The organism is Marinobacter salexigens, from assembly GCF_002806945.1.
GTDB classification, from domain to species: Bacteria; Pseudomonadota; Gammaproteobacteria; order Pseudomonadales; family Oleiphilaceae; genus Marinobacter; species Marinobacter salexigens.
On sequence record NZ_NIHC01000003.1, the window covers coordinates 431866 to 452945 of the forward strand.

The 21080-nt window shown below is 54.3% G+C and carries 19 protein-coding genes and 2 pseudogenes; 15 read left to right on the forward strand and 6 right to left on the reverse strand.

Annotation, left to right across the window (positions count from 1 at the left end):
• Positions 1-336 precede the first annotated feature (336 nt).
• Positions 337-2430: a 3-hydroxyacyl-CoA dehydrogenase NAD-binding domain-containing protein gene (locus CDH47_RS06905; protein ID WP_100639117.1), complete on the forward strand. Its 2094-nt coding sequence runs from the start codon at positions 337-339 to the stop codon at positions 2428-2430.
• Positions 2431-2528: 98 nt separating this feature from the next.
• On the opposite strand, the gene CDH47_RS17685 is transcribed toward CDH47_RS06905, so the two are convergent.
• The 4 genes and pseudogenes from CDH47_RS17685 to CDH47_RS17835 form a co-directional block, all read right to left on the reverse strand.
• The gene (locus tag CDH47_RS17685) at positions 2529-4001 is read right to left on the reverse strand and encodes a fibronectin type III domain-containing protein (RefSeq protein WP_239985620.1); all 1473 of its coding nucleotides are present in this window, start codon (positions 3999-4001) and stop codon (positions 2529-2531) included.
• 487 nt (positions 4002-4488) lie between these two features.
• On the reverse strand, positions 4489-5745 hold the full coding sequence (codA, locus tag CDH47_RS06915) for a cytosine deaminase (protein WP_100639118.1): 1257 nt from the start codon (positions 5743-5745) through the stop codon (positions 4489-4491).
• Positions 5746-5922: 177 nt separating this feature from the next.
• Positions 5923-6237 (reverse strand): hypothetical protein, encoded by a 315-nt coding sequence (locus tag CDH47_RS17805; RefSeq protein WP_338038000.1) that lies wholly within the window; start codon positions 6235-6237, stop codon positions 5923-5925.
• A gap of 63 nt (positions 6238-6300) precedes the next feature.
• Positions 6301-6423, reverse strand: a pseudogene (locus CDH47_RS17835) (CarD family transcriptional regulator); the annotation flags it as partial.
• A 339-nt stretch (positions 6424-6762) separates the two neighbouring features.
• On the opposite strand from CDH47_RS17835, the gene CDH47_RS06925 reads away from it, so the two are divergent.
• From CDH47_RS06925 to CDH47_RS06945, 5 genes are all read left to right on the forward strand, one after another.
• The gene (locus tag CDH47_RS06925) at positions 6763-7455 is read left to right on the forward strand and encodes a MotA/TolQ/ExbB proton channel family protein (RefSeq protein ID WP_205077537.1); all 693 of its coding nucleotides are present in this window, start codon (positions 6763-6765) and stop codon (positions 7453-7455) included.
• Positions 7445-7840: an ExbD/TolR family protein gene (locus CDH47_RS06930; protein ID WP_100639120.1), complete on the forward strand. Its 396-nt coding sequence runs from the start codon at positions 7445-7447 to the stop codon at positions 7838-7840. Before CDH47_RS06925 ends, CDH47_RS06930 begins: the two co-directional genes overlap by 11 nt.
• Positions 7840-8265 carry an ExbD/TolR family protein gene (locus tag CDH47_RS06935; RefSeq protein WP_100639121.1) on the forward strand — a complete coding sequence of 142 codons (426 nt, stop codon included), beginning with the start codon at positions 7840-7842 and terminating at the stop codon, positions 8263-8265. Before CDH47_RS06930 ends, CDH47_RS06935 begins: the two co-directional genes overlap by 1 nt.
• Positions 8262-9116: an energy transducer TonB gene (locus CDH47_RS17525; RefSeq protein WP_100639122.1), complete on the forward strand. Its 855-nt coding sequence runs from the start codon at positions 8262-8264 to the stop codon at positions 9114-9116. The genes CDH47_RS06935 and CDH47_RS17525 overlap by 4 nt, the downstream gene beginning before the upstream one ends.
• Before the next feature lie 223 nt (positions 9117-9339).
• On the forward strand, positions 9340-10869 hold the full coding sequence (locus tag CDH47_RS06945; protein WP_100639123.1) for a BCCT family transporter: 1530 nt from the start codon (positions 9340-9342) through the stop codon (positions 10867-10869).
• A 76-nt stretch (positions 10870-10945) separates the two neighbouring features.
• Here CDH47_RS06945 and CDH47_RS06950 read toward each other — a convergent pair whose 3' ends face one another.
• The gene (locus CDH47_RS06950) at positions 10946-11701 is read right to left on the reverse strand and encodes an SDR family oxidoreductase (protein ID WP_100639124.1); all 756 of its coding nucleotides are present in this window, start codon (positions 11699-11701) and stop codon (positions 10946-10948) included.
• A gap of 209 nt (positions 11702-11910) precedes the next feature.
• Here CDH47_RS06950 and CDH47_RS17840 point away from each other — a divergent pair.
• The 8 genes and pseudogenes from CDH47_RS17840 to CDH47_RS06995 all read left to right on the forward strand — a co-directional run.
• A pseudogene (locus CDH47_RS17840) lies at positions 11911-12145 on the forward strand (hypothetical protein); the annotation flags it as partial.
• 151 nt (positions 12146-12296) lie between these two features.
• Complete coding sequence (locus tag CDH47_RS06960; protein WP_100639126.1) at positions 12297-14291, forward strand: TonB-dependent receptor plug domain-containing protein; 1995 nt, start codon at positions 12297-12299, stop codon at positions 14289-14291.
• Positions 14292-14317: 26 nt separating this feature from the next.
• On the forward strand, positions 14318-15505 hold the full coding sequence (locus CDH47_RS06965) for an HmuY family protein (protein WP_100639127.1): 1188 nt from the start codon (positions 14318-14320) through the stop codon (positions 15503-15505).
• Between the two features lies 1 nt (position 15506).
• Positions 15507-16598, forward strand: coding sequence for a hemin-degrading factor (locus tag CDH47_RS06970; RefSeq protein WP_239985622.1), 1092 nt, complete (start codon positions 15507-15509; stop codon positions 16596-16598).
• The gene (locus CDH47_RS06975; protein WP_100639128.1) at positions 16589-17470 is read left to right on the forward strand and encodes a heme/hemin ABC transporter substrate-binding protein; all 882 of its coding nucleotides are present in this window, start codon (positions 16589-16591) and stop codon (positions 17468-17470) included. Before CDH47_RS06970 ends, CDH47_RS06975 begins: the two co-directional genes overlap by 10 nt.
• Positions 17460-18500, forward strand: coding sequence for a FecCD family ABC transporter permease (locus CDH47_RS06980; RefSeq protein WP_100639129.1), 1041 nt, complete (start codon positions 17460-17462; stop codon positions 18498-18500). The genes CDH47_RS06975 and CDH47_RS06980 overlap by 11 nt, the downstream gene beginning before the upstream one ends.
• Positions 18501-18512: 12 nt before the next feature.
• Entirely contained in the window at positions 18513-19283 is a 771-nt protein-coding gene (locus CDH47_RS06985; RefSeq protein WP_100639130.1) for a heme ABC transporter ATP-binding protein, read from the forward strand.
• A 183-nt stretch (positions 19284-19466) separates the two neighbouring features.
• Positions 19467-19601 (forward strand): ketopantoate reductase C-terminal domain-containing protein, encoded by a 135-nt coding sequence (locus CDH47_RS06995; protein ID WP_100639131.1) that lies wholly within the window; start codon positions 19467-19469, stop codon positions 19599-19601.
• A gap of 121 nt (positions 19602-19722) precedes the next feature.
• Here the strand turns inward: CDH47_RS06995 and CDH47_RS07000 are convergent, their stop codons facing one another.
• The gene (locus tag CDH47_RS07000) at positions 19723-19926 is read right to left on the reverse strand and encodes a hypothetical protein (RefSeq protein WP_100639132.1); all 204 of its coding nucleotides are present in this window, start codon (positions 19924-19926) and stop codon (positions 19723-19725) included.
• A gap of 129 nt (positions 19927-20055) precedes the next feature.
• On the opposite strand from CDH47_RS07000, the gene gcvA reads away from it, so the two are divergent.
• The gene (gcvA, locus tag CDH47_RS07005; RefSeq protein WP_100639133.1) at positions 20056-20991 is read left to right on the forward strand and encodes a transcriptional regulator GcvA; all 936 of its coding nucleotides are present in this window, start codon (positions 20056-20058) and stop codon (positions 20989-20991) included.
• The last annotated feature ends 89 nt before the right edge of the window (positions 20992-21080 follow it).

Sequence of the window (21080 nt, forward strand, 5' to 3'; positions counted from 1 at the left end):
ATTCAAATAATTTTGTATATTAATTAGACGAAGGTCTACTGAAACATTTCTTTCCTATACAGCAGCCTGCGCGTGCCTTTCGATTTTAACCATTAACTCATGGCCTCCAAGGGCAGGCCTCTTGCACAAATCAGGTGCGCATTTCTCGATATTGAGGCAGTTGGATTGCCGGCCAACGTTCAAATCCATCTGAATGAAAAGCTGGCACAATGTGCGCAGCCCTTACTCGACCTGCGAGGTTGTCGATGGTGGTTGAAACCCGGAGAGCGCTTTTATTAAATCGTACACCCGTTTCCGTTTCTGAAGCTGAATTCCAAATAGAGCGAGGAGAAGATTATGTCTGAAGTCGTAACATACAGCCGTGAAGGCAAGGTAGGCGTGATTACAGTGGATTATCCGCCGGTCAATGCCCTCAGCCACGCGGTGCGCACTGGCCTTGTTGCCGCGCTGGAGCAGGGGCAGAAAGATTCGGAAGCCAAGGTGCTTTTGCTGGTGTGTGCGGGCCGCACCTTTATTGCGGGTGCCGATATCCGTGAGTTTGGTAAGCCCATGCAGGAGCCGGGGCTGCCGGCGGTGGTTGAACAGTTCGAGAACAGTGACAAGCCTCTTGTAGCCGCTATTCATGGCACAGCCTTGGGCGGTGGTCTGGAAACCGCTCTTGGGTGCCATTACCGGGTTGCGCTGAGCAGTGCCAAGGTGGGCTTGCCCGAAGTAAAACTCGGCTTGTTGCCAGGTGCCGGTGGTACGCAACGCTTGCCGCGCCTGGCGGGTGCGCAGAAAGCACTGGAGATGATTACCACAGGCGAGTTTGTAGCAGCCAAAGATGCGTTGGCCTTCGGCATTGTGGATGCCGTTGACGAGGGTAATGATGTGAAGGCGGCCGGAATGGCCTATGCCCAGAAGATTGCCGACGAGGGCAAGCCGGTGCGTCGGGTTCGTGATCTGACCGACAAGCTTGCAGCGGATAAAGGTAGTGAAGTGTTTGAACAATTCCGTGTGGCGCTGGAAAAGAAGGCTCGCGGGCTGTTTTCTCCGTTCAAGTGTGTGGACGCTGTTGAGGCGGCGTTCAACCTGCCGTTCCCGGAAGGTATGAAGCGTGAGCGTGAGCTGTTCATGGAGTGCATGGGTTCACCGCAGCGCGCGGGCCTGGTTCACTCTTTCTTCGCAGAGCGCCAGGCATCTAAAGTTAAGGGCTTGCCCAAGGATACGCCTGTGCGTGATGTGAACAGCGTAGGCATCATTGGCGCCGGCACCATGGGCGGCGGTATCGCCATGAACTTTGCCAACGTTGGAATCCCCGTCACTATTGTGGAGATGAAGCAGGAAGCTCTGGATAAGGGGCTGGGCATTATCCGCAAAAACTACGAAAACTCTGCCAGGAAGGGCCGGATTACCCAGAAGCAGGTGGAAGACCGGATGGCTCTGATCACCGGCAGCCTGAACTATGACGACTTCAAAGACGTGGATCTGGTGATTGAGGCTGTGTTTGAAAACATGGCGGTCAAAAAGGAGATCTTCGCGAAACTGGATAGCGTCTGTAAGCCTGGAGCCATTCTGGCCTCCAACACGTCTACGCTCGATATTGATGAAATTGCCTCTGCCACCAAGCGTCCGGAAGACGTTGTGGGTATGCACTTCTTTAGTCCGGCTAACGTAATGAGGCTGCTGGAGAACGTTCGCGGCAGCAAGACCTCAGATGAGGTGAAAGCGACCGTGATGGCTGTGGCCAAGAAGATCAAGAAGGTGGGTGTGCTGGTAGGCAACTGCCACGGCTTTGTGGGTAACCGCATGTTGCACAGGCGCGGTGCCGAAGCCCTGGCCTTGGTTAATGAAGGCGCAACACCGCAACAGGTCGACAAGGTGCTGACCGATCTGGGTTATCCCATGGGCCAGTTTGCCATGTCGGATTTGGCCGGTATTGATGTGGGTTATCGCATTCGAGAAGAGCTGCGCAATGCTGGTGAAAAGGTAGCGCCCAGCTGGTTGGATAAGCTTGCTGAACTGAATCGTTTTGGTCAGAAGAGCATGGCGGGCGTTTACAAGTATGAAGAGGGTAGCCGTAAGCCGATTCCAGATCCTGAGGTGGAGCGGATTATTGAGGATTTCCGCAAGGAGCAGGGCATCGCTTCCCGTGAGATTACCGATCAGGAGATTCTTGAGCGTTGCATGTATGTGATGGTTAATGAGGCGGCGAAGATTCTGGAGGAGGGTATTGCTGACCGGGCTCTGGATATTGATGTGATCTGGATTTATGGCTATGGCTTCCCGGCTTATCGTGGTGGGCCTATGTTCTGGGCAGATCAGATCGGCCTGGATGTGATTCTGGCTGCGGTGGAGAAGTACCGCAGTGAAGTTGGAACTGAGCACTGGGAGCCTGCGCCTCTGCTCAAGCAGCTGGTTGCTGAAGGGAAGAGGTTCGGCGATTTGTGAGGTTGATTTGACATTGCGCCGGCCTCAACAGCAGAGGGTCGAAGTGTAAAAGACCTAGTTTCCGACTGCTGTTGAAGCGCGAGATCGATTTCCCGGTGTTACCGGGAAATCGTTTTGCTTACAGTAACCGACCAATCGCTTTCAAGGCCATTGGTGTCTACGGTTTTCATTGCGAAATACCAGGTCCCCTCGGTAAGGTCAGCGACTCGGTATTCCATCGCTTGGCCATCTTCTACAACCACTTCATTCGTTCTCTCATCAATGCTGCGCTCGGTGCCGTACTTGACGATGTACTTGTCGATTTCACCCATGGCCAGTGACTTTCCATCGACTCGGGTCGCAGGTGCATTCCAGCTCATCGTCGCGAAACCAGTTACCGGCTTAGTGGGTGCCTCAGTTTCAGGCGTTGTCTCAGTATCAGGTTCAAGCTCCGGGGTTGTTCCAGTGTCAGGGTTGCCCCCAGGTGCTGTCCCAGTCTCTGGTTGGGGCTCAAGAGGTGTTTCAGTTTCGGGTTCAGTCTCAGGTGTTGGCTCAGTCCCTGGTGCAGGTGTCTCAGGAAGGTCGGGGTCAGTTTCAGCCGCTGGTGGAGCGCTGGGCATTGTGGAGTTCAGGGTTTCTTTAAGGCTTGCAATAGTATCTGCCAGAACGCCATCCTGAACGCCTGCTTCTTTCAGTACGTCCGTTAGTGCTTCTGCTTGCTTAATGCTAGCAAGTACCAGCATATCAACGCTCAAAATCGGGCTGTCATCAATGCTCAGCGGTAAATCACCATCAGGCTCTGAAGCCGCCACGGCTGCCAGCAGAACATCGCCCAGCGTCCTCCACTCCCGACCGTCTACCAGGCTCAGAAACGCGATGTTCAACAGGGCAGCTTTTAGGTCCTGCGTTTGAATGCGGCTCAAGTCGGGAGCTGCGAGATCAAACGGCTTGTTTGTCAGGGCGCCAGGAGCAAGGCCAAAGAGCTCTTCCTGGTCGCGAAGCAGCTCGTTGAACAGGGGAGCCCCCCCTTCCGGAGCCTTGAGGAATTTTTCAAAGGCCAAGGTTACCAGTGGCGTTAAAACAACGCCTTGTCTGGCCCTGGACGGAACTGCAAGGGACTTCAGCTGCAAGTTGTCGCCTGGCGAGAACCACTCACCAAAGTTGACGCTACGCCCAGCAGGTGTGTTACACGCGGGTTGTGCATCACAACGCATCAGGGTTTGAGCATCTGACTGCAGAATCACCTTCAGCGGCTGAGCTGAGTAGGCTTCAGGTACTGAAATCCGGAACCCGCCACTCCCGTTGGTTTTGACGGTTTCACCAATCTTCACCCAGTCGCTGCCCCTGGGGCCAAGTTCATGATGCCAGATAGAAATAAGCCCGCCGTTTATAGCACCCTTGACGGCATAGCCCTCCACCCAAAACTTCTGCTCCTGGGTTTCTCCTGAGGAGGTGTTATCACCGGGCGTGGTCACCGATGGGCTGGGTGCTTGCGTTGCCGGGGCTGAGGAATCGCCGCCGCCACAGGCTGTAAGCAGCGTACTTAGAGCTATGGTAAGGAGGCTCATTCGCGTGCTCTTAATGAAAGGCATTTTGCATCTCCGGGGAATTTGGATGATGCAATGCTATCGGTCAAGCGTGTTAAATGGTGTAAAAAATGGCGCTTTTTGGTTACTTTTTGAGCCAGTTTATCGTCACTGCTGCTTCCAGATGCGGTTTTTTGGGTGAACTGAGGGAGTGCGCTGTACCTTACGACCGCAACGGGTAGGGAATGCTCGCGAGGCGCCGGAGGCCAGCTGCCAATGTAATTTTTCATTCTTGAGTCCCGGGGTGCACCCATACACAAAAAAAGAGGGGTATCAGGGTACGCCTCAGCAGGGGCTTTCACAATTTCTGATTGCTAATTATATATGTCCATTTTTTTAGTATTTGAGTCAGTACAGTCAATGCCGTGCAGTAATCTGGCGCTATGCTGGGCCGCCTAAGGAATCCGGTATTAACAGAAACAAGGGAGACCATGCTGAGCGGGTCAGGCATGGTCTATGTTCATTTGAAAGGAGTCGGTCGTGATCCCTATTGTCATTTGGTCTTTCTGAACAGATCCAACTCAATGTCATAGCTGGGCTCTGGCTTTTTGAACAGGTATTCCCCGTTGCGAATCGATGCCAGCACATCCGCCCGCTGGCGAACCGCTTCAAATGGGCTGGTGGCATCCAGCACCAGAAAGTTGGCGGGTTTGCCCGCTTCCAGGCCGTATTGGTCTTCCACGTTCAGGGTTTTCGCGCCGTTGAAGGTGATAAGGTCAAGACAGGTATCGAGTTGGTCCATCGACATGGTTTGTGCCATGTGAATGCCGTTGTCCAGAATGTTCATCAGGTTTCCGTTTCCTACTGGATACCAGGGGTCGTTGATGGAGTCCTGGCCAAAGCAGACGTTGATGTTGCTCTCCCAGAATTCTTTAACGCGAGTCATGCCCCGGCGTTTTGGATAGGTGTCTTGCCGGCCTTGCAGGTAGGCATTCTCAGTGGGCAGGGCAATGAAGTTCAGGCCTGATTTCTGGAACAGCCTCATCATGCGAAATGCATAAGCGTTATCGGCGGAGCCGAAGGAGCAGGTGTGGCTGGCCGCAGTGCGGGTGCCTATGTCTTCGGTCATGGCAAGGGCGTTCAAGAGCTCAACAAACCGACTCATTACATCATCGGTTTCATCGCAGCGTACGTCGATGAGCTTGTCGTATTTGGTGGCCAGCTCAACGGTGCGATGGATGGATTTCTCGCCAATTTCCCGTGCCCATTCAAAGTGTGGAATGCTGCCTACACAGTCGGCGCCCATCTTCAGGGCTTCTTCCACCATTTCATCACCGCCTTTATAGGCGTACATCCCCTCTTGGGGGAAGGCGACGATCTGAATGGTCACGTTATCCTTCAGTTGCTCACGCACTTCCAGCATGGCTTTCAACCCGGTGAGGTTCGGGTCGCATACATCGATATGGGTGCGGATGAACTGCACACCTTTGGAGACTTCCTCCTTGATGCCTTTTAAAGCGCGCTCTTTGGCATCATCGAAAGACTGGTTCTTTTTTACATCGTGCCAGCGGGCTATACCCTCGAACAGAGTGCCAGTATTGTTCTTGGCGCCTTTGCTGCCGCCGGTGTAGACGTAGTCCAGATGCAGGTGGGCGTCCACATAAGGTGGCACAACGAGTCGGCCTTTCAGGTCGATGGTTTGCTCCGCAGAGGGGAGGTGGGTGCCAACGTCCCGAATGGCACCGTTTTCCACAAGGATTTCGGTGGCATCGCTGTTGCGGTAAATGTTCGCGTTGATAAATTTTTTCATTGGAATGTCCCCGTACGTCGGTGCATGGAGGGTTGGGAGCAGGTGTCGTCAAGAAAGATAGCAGTGCAACTCACGAGTGTCGTCAGGCACGGAAAACAAAAAAGGCCCTACGCTTTCGCGTAAGGCCTTAACAATATTGAGGGCTCGGTAGTATTTGAGCCTCTCCCGACCTGCAAATTACGCCGTTGACGACTTTGACTTGGTGGCTTCTTCGATAAGCTGCTGCACCCGCTCTTGTGTTTTGCCCAGTGCACTGGACAGTTCTTCACGCAAAAACTTGATGCCAAGGTTCAGGTGCCTGCGGTCCGTCATGCTCAGTGGGTTTTCCTCCTGCATAACGCTTAGGCCTTTAACCATCTCGGCGTAACCGTAGGGGTCGCCTTTGTCGATTGCAGCCTGGTTTGCGGTTGAGCGGGTTTTCCACTGTTCGCTCAACTTCCCCTGCCAAGTCTTTACGTGCTTGATGATCTTCTTCGCTTCCTGAGCACTCATAGGAAAGCGAATGTTGCTTGGAAGGTCGTTGGCGCGCACTAGCCAAGTGAGGTCGTCACGTTCGAAATAAAGTTTTACGAACTTGGTTTTGTCCTCGCCAGAAAAACTCTTTTTAAGAATGGATTCAACGATTCCGATACCATGACCGGGGTGAAAAATACGATCGCCCTGATTAATAGTGATAATATTCTCCTTGTTTTAGTAAGAAAATGTTCCCTTTAAAAAATAATTATAATCAGCATGTTACATGATTTCAGTACAAAAATCAAGCAGGTGCTATTTGTGGTGAGGTTGTGGTTTATTTTGATCAGTTATTTATATGGAAAAGTTTTGTATTACCTGATGTTTTTATGTGATTACTTTGGTTCAGAGGCAGGAATTAAATAAATACAGGCTCAGTTTCCATGAAATGTTATGTAGGAGTTGGCCCTGGAAAACCCAATTTAGCGGCAGAAAGATCTTGCGAAGTCAAATGATAACAATTAGCATTCACTGTAATTGATGCCATCAAATTGAGGGGGCGTAGTGGGCGCTGGTTCATCTGTACCGTTCGTTGCACAGCTACAAGGGCTGTTGATCACCGGTGGTCCGGTGGTGTGGATTCTGGCTGTGTTTTCTGCAATTGCCATGACCATCATTCTAGTCAAACTCTGGCAGCTCATTCACATGCGCGCCGAGAGTACAGCTGATGTGGATGCGGCATTAGGCCTGTGGCAAAAAGGGGATCACGCCAAGGCAGTAAGCTCCCTGAATGCACGGCGACCGATTTCCCGGGTTGTGTCAGTGGCCATGCAAGGCCAGCTGAATACCACCAGCGATGGCATCCTGCGCGAAGAGGTTGAGCGGGTGGCGACCGGGTACCTGAACGACCTTCGCAGCTTTTTTCGTCCACTTGAGGTGATTGGTTCCCTCAGCCCGCTATTGGGGTTGCTGGGTACCGTTATGGGAATGATTATTGCCTTCCAGCAAATGGAAGCTGCCGGCAACCAGGTGGACCCTTCCGTGCTTTCCGGTGGTATCTGGCAGGCGTTGCTGACAACCGCAGTGGGTCTTTCCGTTGCCATACCGGTAGTGGCGGTGCATTCCTGGTTTGAACGAAAAGTGGAGCGCGTGTCTGCGACCATGAGCGATGCCGTAACCCGGGTGTTTACTTGCTCACCGCCGCTACCGCCCAAGGAGGCCGCTGCCTCGCCAGAAGTGCTCAAGAATGCAGCTTGATTCGACACCGGTAAGGCGGGCCAAAGGCATCAGCCTGACACCCTTGATTGATGTGGTGTTCATCCTGCTGCTGTTCTTTATGTTGTCGTCCACGTTTATCACGTGGCGTGAGCTGAATGTGGCCTCGCCCGCCGACAATAGTGATCAGCCCCCCAAAGACTTGCAGGTGATCCGGCTAACCTCGAACCAGGGCCACTTCGAATTGGGTGGGCGTGTGTATGCGGATGCCAGCAAGGATGATCTGGCTGCGCTGGTGGCGGCAAACCCGGATACTGTGTTTGCCATTCAGGCCGATGCTGGTTTGCATACCCAGGCGCTTATCACCTTGCTTGATCGGTTGAAGAATGCCGGTGCGGCCCATGTGTCGCTTGCAGAGGGGCGGTAATGAAGCTCTCAGCAACAACGCCGAGCAAAGATCTGGCGTCGGATGACAATCTGGTTCCGCTGATTAACATTGTGTTTCTGATGCTGATCTTTTTTATGGTGGCGGGGCAAATCACCGCCTCCGATGCCGTGAAGGTGCAAGCCCCCGAATCTCTGACTGCCGCCCGGGGTGAAGAGCACTCCGTGACTATTCTGGTTGCCGCTAACAGTGCCATGTACCTGGATAATCTGGAGGTGTCTCCGGATCTTCTGGTTGAAAAGCTGGAAAGCTTATTGGGTGAGGCGGATACCCCTGATGAGGTTTCCGTATTGGTCAAAGCGGATGCGGCACTGCCGGTTGACGAGCTGCAGAAAGTGCTTCGCCATATCAAGAAGGCCGGGCTGTTAAAAGTGGCCCTGCTGACTCGCCAGGGTGATGCCGTATGATTGCGAAGCGTCATTGGCTCGCTGCGGGGATATTAACGCTAGCCCTCCACGCCCTGTTGTTTGCAGCCTTTGTGCGCAGCACCACAGTGCCCGAAGGAGCGAAAGCGCCAGGGGAGGGGGGTGTTGAAATTGATTTGGGAATGCTGGGCGACCTGGGCGCAGAAGCAGAAACCCGCCAGGATGAGCCCGCGCCTTTTGAACCGCCAAAACCCGTGGCCGAGCCTCCTGAGTCAGAGCCAAGTGAGCCAGTGCAACCCAAGCAGACTGCTGAGGTGGCTGTAGAAGAGCCACCAAAGCAGAAACCCGAACCTGAGCCAGAACCCGAACCTGAGCCAGAACCCGAACCTGAGCCTGAACCCGAGCCTGAACCCGAGCTCGCCCCTGAACCTGAACCGGTGCCCCATCCCGAACCAGAGGCGACCCCGGATCCGGTAACCCCTCCGCCGAGCCAGGCGCAGCCGGATACCACGCCGACCGAAAACCCCAACGCGACAGCGGCACGCAAAGCTCGTAGCGGCAAGGCAGAATCCAGTGCTTCCGGAGGTAACCCCGGCGCCCGCAGCTCTTATCTGGCGCTGGTCGCCGCCAAACTTGCCCGTGCCAAGCGCTATCCCAGGCTATCCCGCCTTCGCAGGCAGGAAGGGGTCGTGGGGCTCAGTTTTACCCTTGATCGCCAAGGGCGGGTCGTAGAGTCCAGCATTACGACACCGTCCGCCCATTCTGAATTGAATAAGGCGGTCATACGAATGCTTGAAAACGCGGCACCACTGCCGGCGTTCCCAGGCGACCTCAAGCAGAATACCTTGAGTGTATCCATCCCTGTCGCCTTCAAGCTCAGCGATAGCCGGTAGATATAACCACCTCTCCTCCCTATTTTCCGGGCTGGCAGTGGCACGGCCCTTCCCCACTCCGGTTTACTTCGCACGCGTAAGTGCCTTTACCCATGCTCCCGCCAATGCCAGCGAGATAAAATACTAATAATAATGCAGTAATGGTGACTGGAACCGACTCAACATCAACCGCAACGGTTCGACTGATCAGTCGTGCTATATCCACTACAGGGAGCGTAAGGCAATGCCATCACTCAGGGGCAGAGGACTACTCCTCTTATCAACTGGGTTCATACTGAGTTTGCTGGGATTTGTCGTTTTTCAGGGAGAATCCGCCGCGGCGTTTTTTTCCGGATTACAGCAAACTGTTGCCTATAGCACCGGCTGGCTGCTTATCTTCATTATGAACGCGGCTTTGCTATTCGCACTGTATCTGCTGTTCACCCCTCTGGCTAAAGTCCGCCTTGGTGGCCCGGATGCCCAGCCTGAATTCAGCCTTATTGACTGGGTAGGCATGTTGTTTGCCGCAGGCATGGGGATTGGGCTGCTTTTTTACAGTGTGTCTGAGCCTCTTCAGCACTACGCGTCATTTCGCCCACACAGCAGTAACGATGCTCAAGCCGCCCGAATCTCTATGGAAATGACTTTTCTGCACTGGGGCCTGCACCCCTGGAGCATTTACGCTTTGGTGGGTTTAACCCTGGGTTTTTTCCATTACAACACCGGGCATAAACTGAGTTTTGAAGCGCCGTTGCGGGAATTGATGTCGCCGGCACGGGCACGCAGATGGGGGTGGATTGCCAACTTTGCAGCAGTGGTAGGTACAGTGTTCGGCATTACTTCGTCACTAGGCCTGGGCGCAAGCCAGGCCAGTGCGGGCATCGCTCAGCTTAGCGGCATTGAGGCCAGTTCAAACCTCAACCTGGCGGTCATAGCCGTTGTGTGCGTTGTAGCGATGATCAGCGTGCTAAGTGGCCTGGGTAACGGCGTACGCATACTCAGTAAAGTGAACCTGCTGGTGGCAGCCAGTCTGATGCTGTTTGTACTGTTTGCCGGTGAAACACTGTTCATTGCCCGGGCGTTTGGCGAACACCTGGGTGCGTATATCAATGACCTGCCAAGACTATCTACTTGGAACGAAACCTACACAGGCACCAATTGGCAATCCAAATGGACCGTGTTTTACTGGAGCTGGTGGATTTCCTGGTCGCCTTTTGTCGGTATGTTTATTGCCAAAGTTTCCAGGGGCCGAACCGTTCGCGAGTACCTGCTCGGTGTCCTGTTGGTGCCGGCTACGTTCAACTTTCTGTGGATGACCGTGTTTGGCAGCAATGCGCTGTACCTGGAGCTTTTTGCAAACGCAAACTTTGCCGAGCTGGTCAACAATGCGCCCAGCGAAAGCCTTTACCGCCTGCTTGATTATCTGCCACTGGCCACGCTAACCACAGCAATTGCTGTAATCGTCGTGCTTGTATTCTTTGTCACATCGGCGGACTCAGGTGCCCTGGTTATCGCCACACTGACTTCTAACGGCAACGAGCCAAGTTGGCGACAGCGTTTTTTCTGGGTAGCCAGCGTCGGCCTGGTAACAGCTTTCCTGATGAACGCAGGGGGGCTGGGGGCTTTGCAATCTGCCGCTATTGCCAGCGGATTGCCCTTCAGTCTGTTACTACTGGCGTTTATACCGGCGCTGCTGATTGCGCTGAAGCGCCCCTTTGTACAGCCGTCCAAGCTACATAAATCATCGACTGAAACTGAAAAAAGTACGGGTTAAACGGCGACTTTATCAGTCGCCGCGGCCGGCTGTCTGCCAGAGATGCAAGATGCCGGCCTGCTACTGTATCTCGTACTCAGCTGATTACATCAGGGGTTTCTGGCAGTATCTGACCGCCATCTACTACCAGCGACTGGCCAGTGATGTACTTCGCTTCTTCTGAGGCAAAGAAACAAACGGCCGCGCCGATATCCTCAGGTTCACCCAGTCTTTTCATCGGCACGGCTTTGGCGCCCTGCTCACTTAAAACACCCAGCTCTTTTTTCAGGCTCTCTGTTGCAATCATGCCAGGCTGGACTGAGTTTACGGTAATGTTATGAGGGGCTCCCTCAAGTGCTGCGCTGCGCATAAATCCGAGAATGCCTGCTTTGGTTGCGCCATAAATCGAACCACCAGGATATCCGGTAATATCACCAGTAATGGATGAGGTCAGAATAATGCGGCCATAATTCTGGTTTTTCATGGCAGCCAAAACCGGTTTCACTGTGAAGAAGATTCCTTTGAGGTTAATGTTTTGAATCTTTTCCCAATCTGCTTCTGTCATATCTGCGATCGACACTTCCGGGTAAATACCGGTATTTGCCGCCAGCACATCAATTCTGTCGTGTTTCTGAATAATTTTCTGCACAACGTCATTAATGTTATCGCTATCGGTCACGTCCATTTTATAGAACTCACCGCCTGCATCCCGGGCCGCTGCTTCTCCTGCTTGCTCATCTATATCGCAGACCATAACTCTGGCTCCTGCCCTGGCCAGTGTTTTCACGATACCATTACCTATACCGTTTGCTCCGCCAGTAACTAACGCAATTTTATATTTTAATTCAAACATATACTTAAGCCTCCATTTAATCTGACTCATCTGGAGGATACTACAACTGCAGCTGATATATCTTCAAACCTGTGGCTTATGCTTATAACGCTCTCCCAGGCCATTTTGCTGTGATTACTTCACACCCAGTTCTGCTGGCTCGTCCATCATCACCGGATTAAAGTTACGTATACGGCTATTTCCGCCCGTATTCGCCTGAACAGGAATTACTGCTTCTCCCGAGCCTGAATGAGTGGCTGCCGACAATTTCCTAAAATATCGAACCTTGTGCGATTTTCGCAAACAGCACCTGAGTGCCTTCAGAGAGGTGTTTGTTCAGGTCATCCGGATTGCCAGCAAGCACAAGACGAGCATTTCGGTTCTGCCCAACGGGGCGATGAATAGCCAGAAGAACTGCAACACCGCCAGTCGCGGTTAAGCAAGATCCGGGCAGCGAAAGCCAGGCATCCGCTGAAAAAGTCTTTGTTTTTTATTGACAGAAATCAAAATCTAAACAAGAATGCTTCTCGTTACCGTCTGTGCCTGTCTATTTTCAGTCAGGTCCGCCTCAGAGGAGTTGAAGTCAGTGATTTCTGCATGTGGAAAGAATCGTTCGATGCTGTCGCTGTTTTCTGTGGCTTTGCTTGGCCTGAGCGCCGTCGAGCCGGCAGCAGCGGGCGCCACACAGCAGCTGTCCTACTACCTCGACGAAATTGTCGTTACCGGCACCCGCTCCAACCGCACGCTCAGCGACACTCCGGTGCGCACAGAGCTGGTGACAGAGCGTGAGCTGGAAAAGACCCACGCCCGAAACGTTGCTGAGGCCATCGAGAATGTTGCCGGCGTGCAGTTGCGGAACATTCATGGCAAATCCGGCAAGGAAGTCTGGTTGCAGGGTGTGGGAGCCGATCGGGTATTGGTGCTGGTGGATGGGCTGCCTCTTACCGCAACCACAGGCTCATCGGTTGATGTCAGCCAACTGGCATTGCTGGATGTGAAACGCATTGAAGTGGTGAAAGGCGCGGGCTCAGCACAATACGGCAGTGCGGCCATTGGCGGTGTTGTAAACGTGATTACCCGGGATCTTGAACCAGGTTACCGGGGCGAAGTCACGCTGGATGGCGGCAGTTATGGTGAGCAAAACCCCAGTGGCGATCGCGCAGATTTCGGCCGCTACGGTGCGCGGGCCAATATTGATATGGGCAGCGACCAGCTGCGGCTTCGCCTGAGCGGCTCCCACCAGAAATCCAACGGTATTGATCCCGAGCCTGCCACCTGGGCGAGGCCAGGCGATGAAACCGATCGCAGCCAGCTCAACACCCGGCTGCTGTGGCTACCCAATGACAGCCACCGGTTGTTTGCTGAACTCGGTTATTTTGATGAAGCCTCCAGTTCCCGGTTTTTGAACGAAAAGGCCGGCACGGTTCTCAAACAAGGCAAAGAAGAAACCGTCGAGCGTTGGCGCACCGTGCTTGGTGGCGAGCATGTTGTGAGTGATGCCCAAACCCTGTTCTGGAATCTGCTGCGGGAAGATCTCACCGACAACACCTACAAGTATTCAGCCTTTGGCGAGTTTGATCGCCGGAACGCCGACCAGGTGTTATCCCAGGCCTCGGTGCACAATGAAGTCGCCGTCGGTGAGGCCCACCTGCTGATGTTGGGGGCTGACTTCCGCCATGAGTCCCTGGAACAAACGATTGATGGCCAGGCTGAGCTGCTTGGTGGTGAGCGCACGCGCAACAGCAAAGAAATCTGGTTTCAGGATACCTGGGTACCCACCCAGCGTTGGGAATGGGTGGCCGGGCTGCGCGGCCAGCAGGATTCTGATTTCGGTGATCACTACGCCCCCAAGATCAACACCCGCTATGAGCTGACACCGGACAGCGATGCCCACCAGTACCTGCGCGCCAGCTGGAGTGGCGGCTACCGGGTACCCAACCTGAAAGAGCGCCATTACCGATTCGATCACAGCCAGCTTGGCTATGTGGTTGAGGGTAACCCGGACCTGTCCCCGGAAACCTCTCAAAACCTGCAGTTGGGCTGGGGCGTTAACTACCTGAACGCCGGCTGGCTCGAGATTAACGCCTTTCAGAACCTGATCGACGATCTCATCCAGACCCAGTTTGATGCAGATGCCACCGCCGCCCGTGGTGATGGTGTGGATGTGTATCGCTACGCCAACGTTGATAAGGCTCGTACCCGTGGCGTGGAAACCACCGCTGGCTGGCAATTTGCCCCGGGTTGGGAAGTGTCTGCGGGCTACACCTTTACGCAAGCGGAAGATCGCACAACCGGATTTGAACTGCCTGATCGGCCGAGGCACCAGGCTCGGCTAGGCCTGGATGGGCCCGCCGGAATTCCCGGGCTGAACTGGTCGGTACGGGTGCGTAACCAGAGCTCCGAATATGTCGACACAGACGAAACCAAAAAATCCCCGGGCTACACCACGGTGGATTTGAAACTGAATCAAACGTTGGGCGACAACCTGCGGCTATTTGCCGGCGTCGACAACCTCACTGATACACAACGTGATTTCAACGATGCCGATGATTTCGGCCCGGTAGCTGGGCGTTTTGTGTACATGGGCGTGACGCTTGGTTTTGGAAAATAACGATCAATTAATAAAGGAGATGATGAATGAACACTAGGCGCATTTTTCTCGGGCTAGCAGTTTCCGCTGTGCTAATGAGTGGTTGCGGGGGCAGTGATAACACCTTGGAGTCTACTGGTGGAGGCAGCCCGAATGATCAGTTCAGCCGGAAGGTGGTTGATGCCACCTCTAATAACGAGGCCACTTACTTGAATCTGGATACCGGCAAGGTTGTGGAGCTGACTGAAGAAGAAGCCAAAACCTCATCTGCCTGGCACCTTTCGTTCAAGCGAGACGCTATCGAAGTGAACAATGGTGTGATAGGTGGCGGCAAGGTAAAGGGCGCGGTTGTGGAGCCCCAAGACAAATTTTACACCAGCAGTGGCGAGCCCAAGTTCGATTTGCTGAAGCAAGCTGCCGAGAACGACTCGGAGAAGGCTGCATTAACAGCGGATTATTCAGCGCCGGATGAATGGTACGGCGGCGAAGTAACCAACCGGTTCGGTGACAAGTGGTTCACCTACGACCGCACGACTCACTCCGTTGTAGAAGACAGCAGCGTAGGTTGGCTGGTGCGCTCGGCTGAAGGAAACAGCTACGCCCGCATGCGTGTTGAAAAACTGAAATATGATCCTAAGCCAACCGCCACGGATAACCGTTTTAGCATCAGGTTTGATGTCCAACCTGAGGGAACCGAACAGTTCACGAACAGCAATATCATGTTTGAAGGCCCCTTATCCCAATTGGAAACCTGCTTTGATTTTGATGCAGGCATTACCGGGGGCTCTGGTGCAGGGGCCACAGTAGATTGCGCAACCTCTGATCTCTGGGACATCAAACTGGTGTTTGATGTTAACGCTCGCAGTCTTGAGCTGCGCACGAACAGCGGCGCCTCTGGAGACGGCAATGGTGGGGCTTTGGGAGAGTTTGCCTGGACAGACCTCAAGGAGTACGGCAAAGCCACAGAAGAGCCGGTTAGTGGCAAGTCCCTTGTCAATCTTTACGCACCTGACGCCAGCGGCGTGTTCAATGTGAAGAGCTGGTACGCCTATGATCAGGACGGCGGCCACCTGCTTCGCCCCAACTTCCGCGTCTACGCCATAGACACAGACTCCACCGATTCCTCTGCACCTGTGTACGCCGTTCAGATTGCCGGCTACTACGGTGACGATGCCCAGTCAGGTCAGCCCATTGTGCGCTGGACCGAAGCCTCATTGACCGAAGGAGAAAACTGAGATGACTGCAACCATGGAAGCCCCCACAAACCAGGGCGGCACATCTTTGAAAAACCGTTGGCAGCAACTGCTGGTCGAGCAGCCAAATTTACGCATTCGTAACGCCGCGAACCTGCTTGAAGTCAGTGAGATGGAACTGATGATGTGCCGTGACGCGGGCGACCTGACACCTCTGTCCAACGACTTTGGTGCGCTGGTCACCGAGTTGGAGTCTGTTGGCGAAGTGATGATGCTCGCCCGCAATGATGAAATGGTGCATGAGATTACCGGCCACCTGAAAGGTTTCAAGGTAACCGGCGGTGGCTCCATGGGGCTGTCCGTTGGCGAGATGGACCTGCGAGTATTTTTCCGAAGCTGGGCGTTTGGCTTTCAGGTAGTTGAAGAGGTGCGCTCCGGCACTCGCCACAGCCTGCAGTTCTTTGATGCCAGCGGTCGGGCCATCCAGAAGGTGTACAAAACCAAAGGCACCAACGCAGAAGCCTGGGATGCACTGGTTGCCAAATACAAAGCCGAACAGCCCGCAACGCCGGAACTGAAAGCCGCGCCCTCGCCAGAGCCGCGGGTGGACCCGGCCAGTGTTGATGTATCTGCGCTGCAGCAGGATTGGGCAACCCTGAAAGACGTGCATCATTTCCACGCCATGCTCAAGCGGAATAAGGTCGACAGGCTCACGGCGGTAGAGTTGGTTGGCCGGGCTTACACCCGCAAACTCAAGCGCAGCTCTGAGTCCATCGAGTCGCCACTGGACGAGCTTTTGCTGCAAGTAAAAACCAATCAGTGCCCGATTATGGTGTTCGTGGGTAACCCCGGCATCGTGCAAATCTGGACCGGCCAGGTGGACAATATTCGCCGGGTAGGTGAGTGGATGAATGTGCTGGACCCCGGTTTCAACCTGCATGCAAAAACAGGCGAAGTCACTGATTGGTGGACGGTAAAACGGCCTTCAGTTGATGGCACTATTACCTCGGTTGAAGGCTATAACGCCAATGGGGAAATCGTACTTACTGTGTTCGGAAAGCGTAAGCCTGGCCAGACAGAATCAGCGGACTGGCAGGCAGAAGTGCGAGCTCTGGAGGCAAAACTATGCGGTTGATAGGCATTCTGCTGACAACCCTGCTGGCACTTCCGGCTTTTGCCGGGGGTGCCAGTAATGAGGATGCCAAAAGCTCACGCATTGTCAGTGCCGATGGTGCTGTAACGGAGATCTTGTTTGCGCTTGGGGTAGAGGATCAGCTGGTGGGCGTCGATACCACCAGCAAATACCCGGCAGAGGTTAATCAGCTGCCCAAGGTGGGCTACCTGCGAGCCTTGCCTTTCGAAGGCGTGCTGTCGCTGGCGCCAGATCAATTGATAACCACCGAAGAGGCGGAGCCGGAGCAAACCCTGCAGCGGCTGGAACAGGTGGGTGTGAAGGTCACAAGGTTGCCCGTTGCGCAAAGCCCGGAGCAGACCCTGCAGCGAATAACGGCCATTGGTGAACTGGTCGATCGGGAAGCAGAAGCGGCACAACTCACCAATGAGTTGCAGGCGGTATTTGCGGAGATTGATAACAAGGTGGCTGCAAGGACCTCGGCGCCCAGTGTGTTGGTGCTGTTGGCTGCGGGTGGCCACGGCGTCTCATTCGGCGGAAGCCACACAGGTGCAGATGCCCTGCTGAAAGCCATTGGGGCGACCAATGCCGTCAGCAATATCCGCGGCTATAAACCTGCCAGCCGTGAAGCGATCATCAGCGCCAACCCTGATGCCATTGTGGTGGCCGAGTCTTCACCGGGGCAGTTCCGGATTGCCGATTGGCCTGAACTAGCCCAACTGCCCGCCTGGCAAAACGGCCACCGGTATGTGGGTGACAGCATGTTGCTGCTCAGCTTTGGCCCCAGACTGGCGGAAGCCTTGGTGATACTTGACGGTATTCTGCCAGACACAGCCATGGCTGGGAGCACATTAGCCAGCAGCCATGGCGATTGATACGGCAAAACGGGCGCCAGCCAGTCTCATTTTTATGGTTCTAGCAGCGCTGGCTATGCTGGCGGCTTTGTTCTCGCTGACCAATGGCGCTTATCCTCTGGGCGCCAAAGATGTTGTGAGCCTATTGGTGGAGCCCGCGGCCGCAAAACCCGCAGCGCACATGGTGTTTTTTGATGTGCGCATGCCCCGGCTTATTCTCGGGTTTCTCACCGGCGCCGTATTAGCGGTTTCGGGCACCTTGCTGCAAGGCCTGTTTCGCAACCCGCTGGCAGACCCCGGGTTAATCGGGGTGTCTGGTGGCGCAGCGCTGGCAGCGGTGTCGGTTATTGTGCTTGGCGGCAGTTGGTTGTCCGGATGGGCGGTACTCACCGGCCGCTGGGCGCTGCCTCTTGCGGCCTTTATAGGCTCGGTGCTCACCACGTTGCTGGCCTGGCGCATTGCCAGCCGCTCCGGCAGCATCGCCGTGGCTACTTTGCTGTTGGCGGGCATCGCTATAAATGCAGTAGCCGGCGCATTAACCGGGCTGCTGACATTCTATGCCGACGATGGCGAACTGCGTTCTTTAACCTTCTGGAGCATGGGCAGCCTGGGCCATGCCAGCTGGGAAGACCTGAAAATTGCCGGCCCCTGGATGTTATTGGCTCTGCTTCTGGCACCTCTATTGGCCAAACCCCTGGATGCCTTTGCCCTGGGTGAGTCGGTGGCGGGTCACCTCGGGTTTTCGGTGCAATGGGTAAAGGGGGCAACGGTTTTGTTGTCGGCATTGGGTACCGGCGCCGCGGTGGCGGTCACTGGCCTTATCGGATTTGTTGGTCTGGTTGTGCCGCACCTGTTGCGCCAAATTGTAGGCGCAGGCCACCGAATATTGATTCCCGCCAGTGCACTGGCCGGTGGCGTACTTTTAGTGGCGGCAGACAGCTTGGCCCGGGTTGTAGTGGCGCCGGCAGAGCTGCCCATTGGTTTGATGATGTCTTTATTAGGCGGCCCTTTCTTCCTGGTGCTGCTTATGAGGCTGCGCATTGGTGCATAGGGAGCAGACAGCATGGCCGTTTTGAGCGTAACTCAGTTGGGGCTTAGCCTGGGCCGGAGCCAAATACTGCAAGATGTATCACTCACCGTAGAGCCAGGAGAGCTGGTTGCGCTGCTCGGCCCCAATGGGGCTGGCAAGTCGTCATTGTTGAAGGCCTTAGCCGGAGAGCTGGCCTTCGGGCAGGGCAGTATTGAACTGTTTGGTCGCGACATCCGGCGCTGGAAAGGCGCTGAACTCGCACGCCAGCGTGCGGTAATGCCTCAGCGGGTGGATGTCAGTTTTCCATTCACTGCCCGTGAGATAGTGGCGCTGGGATGTTCCGGCTTAACCGTGTTTGAGCGCAATGAACTGATTGACTACCTGCTGCAGCGCCTTGGTATCGGTGATCTGGCCGAGCGCCTGATGCCAACTTTATCAGGTGGTGAGCAGCAACGGGTGCAGCTTGCCCGGGTGCTGGCACAACTGTGGAACACCAGGGGGCAAAGGTTGTTACTGCTGGATGAATGCACCTCGGCGCTGGACCCGGCCCAGCAGCAAACCGTGTTCAGCTTGCTGCGGGAGTTGGCGAAAGAGCAGGGCTACAGTGTGGTGGCTGTGGTTCACGATCTGAACGTGGCGTCTTGTTATGCGGATCGTCTGGTAATGATGGCGGCAGGGCGCATAGTGGAAGATGGCCCAGCAACGACCATTCTGGAACCGGGGCTACTGGATGCGGTATTCGGATTAAAGGCTCGGGTGCTGGCGTTGCCTGAGGGGTATCCGGTGGTGATTCCTCAGACATAGTGTGCTGTTGCATTCATTATCCCAATTGCCTGCGCCAGCGGTTTTCGATGATGTTTAGCTCTTCCGGGGCCGTAGCAGACCTGTTAATGGGCTCCATAGTACGCCCACAAATGATCCCCCAAATCATAGTGCCACCATTCGCTGGGCAAGTCGGCGAATGTTTGCTGCTATGGTGATGGGCTAATGCGGGCAATGATGCCCGAGGTGATGGAGGTAGCAGCGGCGGATGGCTACCCCATTGACGAGTTGCTGATCGATAAAAACATTGAGAGCACTAGCAGAATGCCTGCGCACAAAAACAGTATGGCTCAAGATTGATTGAGCATTCGCACGTTTGAGTGGGACGCTGTGCTTGAAGGGCGAGAATAGAACCCACTAGAGCTGACAGCTCGCCTTCATTCCGCCGTTTGTCGAATTGAAGTGACTGACGCTACCGCGGTTAGTGGCTTGGGGAGTGGTTCGGAGAGTGGCTTGAAAACACTTTACCCGTTGTAGATTGAAGTGTTGAACGAATGAATGTGCTCAGCTTTGTAGACAGCGCGCTGGTCTTTTCTGCAATGTATTTGCTGCGCTCTCTTTTGGCCAGTTCTACAGCCTGATTGATTTCGGTAATGCTGGGTACGTGTGATGTTTGAGTGTTCATTAAGAATAATCTCCTTGGTTTTCACCATATTAGTGCTATAGGGGATAGGCTACTTAAGTCGAGAAATTTCGGAAAGCGATTGTTTTTAATGAGAGTGCTGAGAAAAATTCATGGTAAGTAGTAGGGCCTATGCGACAACTTCCCCCTTTGAATGCGCTTAGAACGTTTGAGGCATCCGCCAGAAACGGCAGCTTTGCGGCTGCAGGCAAGGAATTATTTGTCACTGCATCGGCAGTGAGCCACCAGATCAAGACACTTGAGGATTATTTGGGGGTGCAGCTATTCAGCCGAAGTGGGCGCACAGTTGAGTTAACGCCTGCGGGCCAACAGTATCTGGTGTCTGTTAAGCACGCGCTGAACGAAATCGAAGTGGCAACCCACAGGCTGACAGCAAGCAAAGAAACCAATGTGGTTCAAATCAGTGTTGCGCCCAACTTTCTGACCCGTTGGTTAATGCCGCGGATGTCACGCTTTCGGGAGATGTTTCCGGATATAGAGCTGCAGATAAACGCCTCTGTAGGCTTGCTTGACTTTAATCAGTCGAGCACAGATATGGCGGTCTACTACGGCGGTGGCGAGTGGGATGATATTGAAGTCTTTTTCCTGCAGAAAGTCCTGCTTGTACCTGTGTGCAGTCCAAAACTATTAGAAAGCGGGCACCCTTTGCAGGTTCCTGGTGATCTGCGGCACCACACATTGATCTACGTAAGCACTCGCATGTGGGAGTGGGAGAGTTGGTTTCAAGTTGCTGGTTCAGAATACATTACGCCAAAAGACAGCCTCCAGTTGTCCAGCAGCCAGCTAACCACCGCCGCTGCACAAGAAAGCCTGGGCGTAGCTCTGGCGGACCTCACGTTAACCTCCAGAGAAATCAGTTCCGGTAATTTAGTCGTGCCATTTGATATTCCGCTAGACACCCGAAAGGCTTTTTATCTCGTGCACCAGAAAAATCGCCCGTTAACGGTGGCTATGAAGGCGTTTAAAGAATGGTTGATTACGGAGATTCAGGCTTCCGATGTGTATGGGGCTGAACATAGCGGAAGTTTGCCAGGTACCGGACGCTGATTGCACCTCGATGCGGTCATCGGGAAGTTGGCCCACGGAGTGGCGCCTCTTAAGCACCACAAGAGTACGCCCAACGCAGCGAACAACTG

Excerpts from the sequence above, each read along its gene's own strand:
- CDH47_RS06905 (WP_100639117.1), top strand. The coding sequence starts at position 337 with ATGTCTGAAGTCGTAACATACAGCCGTGAAGGCAAGGTAGGCGTGATT.
- CDH47_RS17685 (WP_239985620.1), bottom strand. The coding sequence starts at position 4,001 with ATGCCTTTCATTAAGAGCACGCGAATGAGCCTCCTTACCATAGCTCTA.
- codA (WP_100639118.1), bottom strand. The coding sequence starts at position 5,745 with ATGAAAAAATTTATCAACGCGAACATTTACCGCAACAGCGATGCCACC.
- CDH47_RS17805 (WP_338038000.1), bottom strand. The coding sequence starts at position 6,237 with ATGAGTGCTCAGGAAGCGAAGAAGATCATCAAGCACGTAAAGACTTGG.
- CDH47_RS06930 (WP_100639120.1), top strand. The coding sequence starts at position 7,445 with ATGCAGCTTGATTCGACACCGGTAAGGCGGGCCAAAGGCATCAGCCTG.
- CDH47_RS06935 (WP_100639121.1), top strand. The coding sequence starts at position 7,840 with ATGAAGCTCTCAGCAACAACGCCGAGCAAAGATCTGGCGTCGGATGAC.
- CDH47_RS17525 (WP_100639122.1), top strand. The coding sequence starts at position 8,262 with ATGATTGCGAAGCGTCATTGGCTCGCTGCGGGGATATTAACGCTAGCC.
- CDH47_RS06945 (WP_100639123.1), top strand. The coding sequence starts at position 9,340 with ATGCCATCACTCAGGGGCAGAGGACTACTCCTCTTATCAACTGGGTTC.
- CDH47_RS06950 (WP_100639124.1), bottom strand. The coding sequence starts at position 11,701 with ATGTTTGAATTAAAATATAAAATTGCGTTAGTTACTGGCGGAGCAAAC.
- CDH47_RS06960 (WP_100639126.1), top strand. The coding sequence starts at position 12,297 with ATGCTGTCGCTGTTTTCTGTGGCTTTGCTTGGCCTGAGCGCCGTCGAG.
- CDH47_RS06965 (WP_100639127.1), top strand. The coding sequence starts at position 14,318 with ATGAACACTAGGCGCATTTTTCTCGGGCTAGCAGTTTCCGCTGTGCTA.
- CDH47_RS06970 (WP_239985622.1), top strand. The coding sequence starts at position 15,507 with ATGACTGCAACCATGGAAGCCCCCACAAACCAGGGCGGCACATCTTTG.
- CDH47_RS06975 (WP_100639128.1), top strand. The coding sequence starts at position 16,589 with ATGCGGTTGATAGGCATTCTGCTGACAACCCTGCTGGCACTTCCGGCT.
- CDH47_RS06980 (WP_100639129.1), top strand. The coding sequence starts at position 17,460 with ATGGCGATTGATACGGCAAAACGGGCGCCAGCCAGTCTCATTTTTATG.
- CDH47_RS06985 (WP_100639130.1), top strand. The coding sequence starts at position 18,513 with ATGGCCGTTTTGAGCGTAACTCAGTTGGGGCTTAGCCTGGGCCGGAGC.
- CDH47_RS06995 (WP_100639131.1), top strand. The coding sequence starts at position 19,467 with ATGCGGGCAATGATGCCCGAGGTGATGGAGGTAGCAGCGGCGGATGGC.
- CDH47_RS07000 (WP_100639132.1), bottom strand. The coding sequence starts at position 19,926 with ATGAACACTCAAACATCACACGTACCCAGCATTACCGAAATCAATCAG.
- gcvA (WP_100639133.1), top strand. The coding sequence starts at position 20,056 with ATGCGACAACTTCCCCCTTTGAATGCGCTTAGAACGTTTGAGGCATCC.